Source organism: Spirosoma endophyticum, assembly GCF_900112365.1.
Lineage (GTDB): Bacteria > Bacteroidota > Bacteroidia > Cytophagales > Spirosomataceae > Spirosoma > Spirosoma endophyticum.
Window position 1 is genome coordinate 1 of record NZ_FOLQ01000063.1, and the last position, 6,359, is coordinate 6,359.

A 6,359-nucleotide genomic window follows, 5' to 3' on the forward strand; every position below is an offset into this window, starting at 1 on the left:
ATTGGTATTACGAATTTTCGCCTGCGTCCGAGAAGACCGAAATCATGATGAAAAGTATGTGCATTCGCTTGTTTAGATCATAGAAATCGGTCCGATTGTTGCAAACCGCATTTAATACACTCATTTTGTTCTTGCTCACTCCGGCGGCCCGGCAAAGGGAATAAGAAAATTTGTTGAGGTAGGCCAGCAGATAGGCATTGCTAATGCCGGTATATTCCATACCGCAAACCGACTTCGTCACCTTAAAGCTGGGCAGGGATTAGATGAATCTAATAGTCGCTTCGATACCTGTCTCTGACTTAGCCGATTGACTTTACAAAACGGTCGTTTTACCATCAATAACTGCCCAGTTCAGTGTGACTTAGAGATGTCAAAATCGATGAAGTAGCGAATGGCCATGAGAAATAATAATTTAGGGATGTAACAAGTCACTTGCTCTAGTGCTCAAACCGCCACGGGGCACCCCGCTTGCTAACGGTCACCAACCTGAATCTCCATGGCACGGGTTACCCCGTTGAGCCTGAAGCAAGTAAAAACAGGGCGGGTTAGCACCAGGCGACCCGGCTGAATCCATGCCTGGAGATAGAACTCTGCGGCCCCACAGGACAGCCCGCCCTATTCACTTGTTGACAAGCTACCAAATTTTGGTTTCCTACCATGTTACAAACCTAAAGAGCGGCCCCCGATTCCTTTGCTGTAAAGTGAGCGGATGCGGTTATCACAACCTTCACCTAACGTCGTCTGGCGCTTACCGATCAGCTTTAGCTCAAACGAACTGTTGCGGTCACGAGGCATGTTAACTTCGAGAGGAACATGGCCTGACTTGACGGTCTTGGTATTGCTGCCATTGCGCCAGTTGGGGCAACTCTGCTCGACATGGTCCTGCATTTCACCCGACAGGGCTGCTTCCAGCAAATCTTTCACTAATGGCGCAAGCAGGTCATCTTTGCCCGTAAGTTCTTTATCACCTGCCAACATCTTGGCGATGATTTTTTGGCAAAAGGCTTCATAGTCAAAGTTGACATACTTTACTGAACGCTATCATTACTGTCAGTAAAATTGGTACCCACGCTATGCAAGTGAAGCACCTTTTGCTCACGTTGGGGCATAAGTACAATCTATCGTTTGGGTAAGAACTGACCACTAACTGAGCTATCTAACCAATCTTATCTTTATCTGATCTGAGGCCCATAGCTCACTGCCTCATCAGGCTTTGACGTATCAATGGACACTAGTAGGTAAGATAGTGGATTTTTCACATTCACTCTCCCATTTATGTTTGTTTGAGTAATAACTATCCTTATTCTATTACAGATACGGCTTGATTGGTTTCTTGCCTTTTTCGGTAACTTGTTTTTAATATTGTCAAATTATATTATATGACTATTTAGTATATAAATAGTAGTATTATTTTATATATGATTCTTATAACATAAGTAATTTTTTTCTTTTCTTACTCATTTATATAAATAGTAAACTAGTTTTTAATAGTAATTTATATGTATGTTTGTCTATCAACTACTATGTACTTATTAGTTTCACAGAGACAGATTTAGATATTTAAACGGCTATAGATTTGTTTATACGCTGATTTAGTAGCTTACTTCTTTATCAATTAAACAGGAAATTAACCCGGTTATATACTTTACTTAATTTTTAATCTGCACAATCAATTCACTTTTAACTTCTCGTTTTTATGAGACGACTGTCTACTTTTCCAGTTCATGTGACCAATTCACACCTTCTGGCCTGTTTAGTTTTATGTTTGTCTTTGCTTGGGACTATGCAATCAATGGCTCAACAAGCCAGTATACCTGCAAACAAAGATGCCTCTACCCCTTTTATCTCTACACCGACAGCTACGCTTGCTGTATCAACTACAGCTGGTGGCGGCCTTGGCGTCGTTTATTGGGAAAGTGGTAGTGCTTGTTCCATAGGCAATGCTTTTTTGCCCCCCTGTGGTTTGAATGGAGAAGATAACGTAACTAACAGTAATACATCGGATTTTGCCAGAGTTCATTTCTTATCTGTCTCTGGATCGGCAAGATTGAGGGTAACAGATAATACTGCCGCGAATACATATTCTGCAGGTAATTTTGCTGGGTTTGTTATAGCAAATTCGTCTGCCCTTGGAGCTGGCCTATTAAATACTATTACTGTTGCTACGTATAATAATGGTGCTTTTGTGGAAGCTAGTACGGCAAACTCGTTGATTGGGGTAAGTTCATCACTGCTTTCGGGAGCCTACGAAGTCGGGTTCATTACTTCGTTACCATTTGATGCAATAGAAATTAGGTTTGGAGGTTTGGTAAGCGCTGATACCTACGACGTGTTTTACGCAGTGCAACGCCGGTTTGCAACAGGCCCCAGCTTAGTCTGTAACACAAGGACTCCCATTGTAACTTCGGCTAATTCATCAACAGTAACAGGATTTCCGGCTGCGATAGAACCTATTCATACTGGTGCCAGTGGTCCCACTTCGTTCACTGTGTTAAACCCAACTAATGTAACCAGCTCTACTCTAACCGATTATGCTAGTATTTCAGCACCACTTCCTGTCAATGTCAGTGGTGTAAGCAGTGTATCTCTTTCGGTGAAAAATCAGGTTAATTCCGCTGGTTATCCAGCCGGTACATTTGCTGGGTTTGACGTAGAAAATACGGAAGTGATCGGGGCGTCTCTATTGAGTTCAACAACCATCAAAACATATTTGAATGGTGTATTAAGTGAAACTGTAACGGGTGGCTCATCATTAGTATCGATTCCACTTTTAACGGCTACAGGACGACAGACGATTGGATTTGTGACAAGTCAACCCTTTAATGAGGTACAGATCGTTTTTAGCTTCCCTGCAACGTTGAGTGTTGGCGAGACAAGAATTTACAGCGCTATTCTCAAAAGCTTCTGTGCAGGACCAACAATTACCTGCAGTACCAGTGCCGTGACGCCCTTGACGAACACCAGTTTTCCTGTCTATATAAATAATGATCATACTGGTACTGGTTCTTCGTTAGTTTGTGTGGGCTGTGCTATCAATAATGCCGATAATGTCATTAATGGATCGACTTCATCGCCCGCTACCATATCTTTAGGAACAGCCGTATCCGCTACCGCTAGGCTTTCGGTCGCTAATCCGATCGACACATACCCCGCCGAATCGTACATTGGGTTTGATATTGAAAGCAGTACGTTAATTGGAGCAAGCCTTTTAGGCCGGACTCGAATTACTTTGTACAATAATGGAAGTGCTGTGCAAACCGGAAGCGGTGCTTCGTTACTGGCAGGTGTCTCGTTAGTGTCGGGCAACCGCCAGACAGTGGGAACTGTAGCACAGGTGCCATTTGATGAGGTTGAAATCGAATTTACGCAGTTGGTCAGCGCAAATCCACTAGGCACTGTTAGCATTTATCGGGCGGTTATTCAAAAAGCCTGCGTAACGCCGGTGGCTTGTAATCAAACTAAGTTTTTGAATACAACTGATTTCTCTGCGTTTATCGAAGGGACCCGGACGGGCTTGTTCGGATTAGTTTCTGCTGATTTACTCGGCAGTGGCGTTGCAAACCCTGGGAATGCCATTTCACCTAGTACCACAGATTTCGCACGAATTACAAACGTATTAGGCGTTGGTGTTACGGCATCAATTTCCGTAGCTGACCCAGCGGATGTGTACCCCGCCGGGACATTTGCTGGATTCACAATTAGTAAAGCAAATTTACCCGTATCGGCAAATTTATTCTCAAATCTCACGGTCAATACGTACCTAAATGGCGTATTTCAGGAAAGTAGCGCAACTGTTGGTAACTTGATTGATCTGTCGGTGTTCCTGCAAATCTTTGGCGGAGTGCCAAGCAGCGACCTTGCCAATGTTGGCTTTGTTACGTCAAAATCATTTGACGAAATTCAGCTCAGCGTCGGTTCGTTCGCTAGTGTAGGGAACTTCGTAGATGTATATGGGGCCTTTATTGATACGCGTACTTCCTCAAACGGGGGTAGTCTGGTTTGTAATTTTGTGATTAACCCAGACTTCAACGTAACGACCAAGAATGTGCCCGTTTCCGGGAACGTAAGTACGAACGACAAAGTACCTGCCGGGACGACTTATGGTACACCATCGGCTAGTAGTAGTAACCCCTCGGGCGCTACTATCACACTTGCTACTACCGGTGTATATAACTTTACCGCTACTACACCTGGTACCTACACATATACGGTACCTGTTTGCGCTACAGGTCAGACAAGTTGCCCAACAACGCCTTTAATCATTACGGTTCTTGATCAATCTATAGCGACCAATAAACCGGTAGCAAATCCGGATTATGCCAGCGTACAGAGCTCAACTGCTGCTGCGGGAAGCGTAGCTATAAATGTAAAAGCCAATGATGGAGCCGGTAACCCAGGGGGAGTGTTAGGCGCGCCAACCATTACCATTAACCCAACACATGGGACGGCCATCATTGATGGATCAGGCAATATAGTATACACACCAGCAACGAGCTATATTGGTGATGATATTCTAACGTATGAGATTTGTGAGACACCGGGCGGGCTATGTGCACCGGCTCAGGTAATCGTGCATGTCGTTGCTCCCGGAAGTTCAACAGTGACGGTAGCTGATGATTACACAAGCACCAAACAGAACGCACCTATAACAGGCAATGTGTTAACCAATGACTTAGGGACAGGGTTAACCGTCTCGAATGCAGGCACGATCTCATCGCCGGGTAAGGGAACGCTGATCATAACTTCAGCAGGCAGCTACACGTTTACTCCAGCTACGGACGTAACCGGTCCGGTAGACTTCACCTACACGGCTTGTGATGGAGGTACCCCAGCCGCTTGTGGAACGGCTACCTTACATATACTAATTAATAAAGTGCCTGATCTGGCAATTATTAGTACTATACAGCCGTCTACTATATATGGCACATCTAACTTTACCCTAGTAGGAGAGGTGTATGAACTCAATTCATCAGCTGTTACGGGACCAATCACGGTATATATAGCCAAAGATCCCCTGTTTGTACTAAGCTTTGATGGGGCTGCCGTTTTTGTAGGTGGTAAAGTGGTAAACAACAGTGTGTGGACCTTCGACGCTACTAACAAAGATTTCTATATACTGACTACCAATGCAGGTCTTGTTGGGGGAACGAAACGCGTCTTTGGTTTGACGGGCGTATTTACTCCAGGCAATACGCGGGGAAGCATTGGCATAAGTTCGCTTATTGTCGCCAGTAGTAGTGGTGAGTTGAACTTGACCAACAATTCTGATGCCGATTCAATAGATTATTTCAATAAATAATGCTTATTATTGCGGTCGGCGTTAAGTAAGTCTTCTATAGGTATCATAGAGTTAAAACTTTATGATACCTATAGAGTTGATTACCTAAATCGAAACATTTTTAATGAACTATCTTTTTTGACTTTATAGACAGCGATTTATGAAAATGAAATCTACTTTATTAATAGGATTATGTATGTTGATAGGCTTAACAGGCTATAGTCAGTGTACACCAGGCGCAGCAGATCCTGCAGTTACATCTCGCAACTTGTTAGACCAGCCTTTGGCTGGAATAGGTTCTCTTTTCAGACTGGAGTTTAAAATTGGTAACTTTGGAGCCGGTTGTATCACCGGAGCTGATGCCAATAATAAAATGGGTTTTACTATTGATCTGGCTAAATGCGCACCCGCCCCAGCCGGCTCAGGTCTCGCTGCCTTATCAGGACCACTTTTGCCTTTTTTTGATATTACGTATAATGCATCGACTAATCAGTTTATTGGTATCCAGAAGCAAGATGTGTCACTTCCCCCACTTACAGTTTATGTATTAGACATTCAACTGCAAGTGACACAAGCTTCACCAGTAGAGCTTGGAATCGGGGGCTCATGTACTATAACCCCTGATAAAAGTGATGTTACTCAACCACCTGCCAATGATTTTGCGGCTATTTATACCAATGAGAATGGTGCCATGCCAGTCTCGTTGGTGTATTTCAAGGCGGATGCCCAAGCCAACAAGACGGTGGATGTGAGCTGGCAGACCTCCATGGAGAGCGGTAACAAAGGGTATGTAGTCGAACGAAGCAAGGATCTGAAGAGTTTCGAGCCTATTGGGGAGGTAAATGATGTGGCGGTGAACAGCACCAGTCTGAACACCTACAAGTTCACGGATGCCAATCCCTATCGGGGTACCAGCTATTACCGCTTGAAGCAGTTGGATTTATCGGGTACTAGCCGGACCTACTCAGCCGTACCGGTTACGCTTGATGGGGTGTATGGCGTGTACCCCAACCCAATAGCTTCGAATAACTTCACGGTCTCCCTGGATGAGCCTGCTAACGCAGTGCTGCAATTCTACAGT

4 protein-coding genes are annotated in these 6,359 nt (G+C 44.3%); 2 read left to right on the forward strand and 2 right to left on the reverse strand.

Annotated features, from left to right (window positions below; all coding sequences use genetic code 11):
- Positions 1 to 7: 7 nt before the first annotated feature.
- Positions 8 to 220, reverse strand: coding sequence for a hypothetical protein (locus BM202_RS36270; protein ID WP_093835461.1), 213 nt, complete (start codon positions 218 to 220; stop codon positions 8 to 10).
- Between the two features lie 440 nt (positions 221 to 660).
- Positions 661 to 978, reverse strand: coding sequence for a transposase (locus BM202_RS36275; protein WP_093835463.1), 318 nt, complete (start codon positions 976 to 978; stop codon positions 661 to 663).
- Between the two features lie 1,510 nt (positions 979 to 2,488).
- On the opposite strand from BM202_RS36275, the gene BM202_RS36280 reads away from it, so the two are divergent.
- Both BM202_RS36280 and BM202_RS36285 read left to right on the forward strand, forming a co-directional pair.
- Entirely contained in the window at positions 2,489 to 5,299 is a 2,811-nt protein-coding gene (locus BM202_RS36280) for an Ig-like domain-containing protein (RefSeq protein WP_143100897.1), read from the forward strand.
- A gap of 262 nt (positions 5,300 to 5,561) precedes the next feature.
- Positions 5,562 to 6,359: fibronectin type III domain-containing protein (locus BM202_RS36285; RefSeq protein WP_093835467.1), on the forward strand; the 798-nt coding region annotated here is incomplete at its 3' end.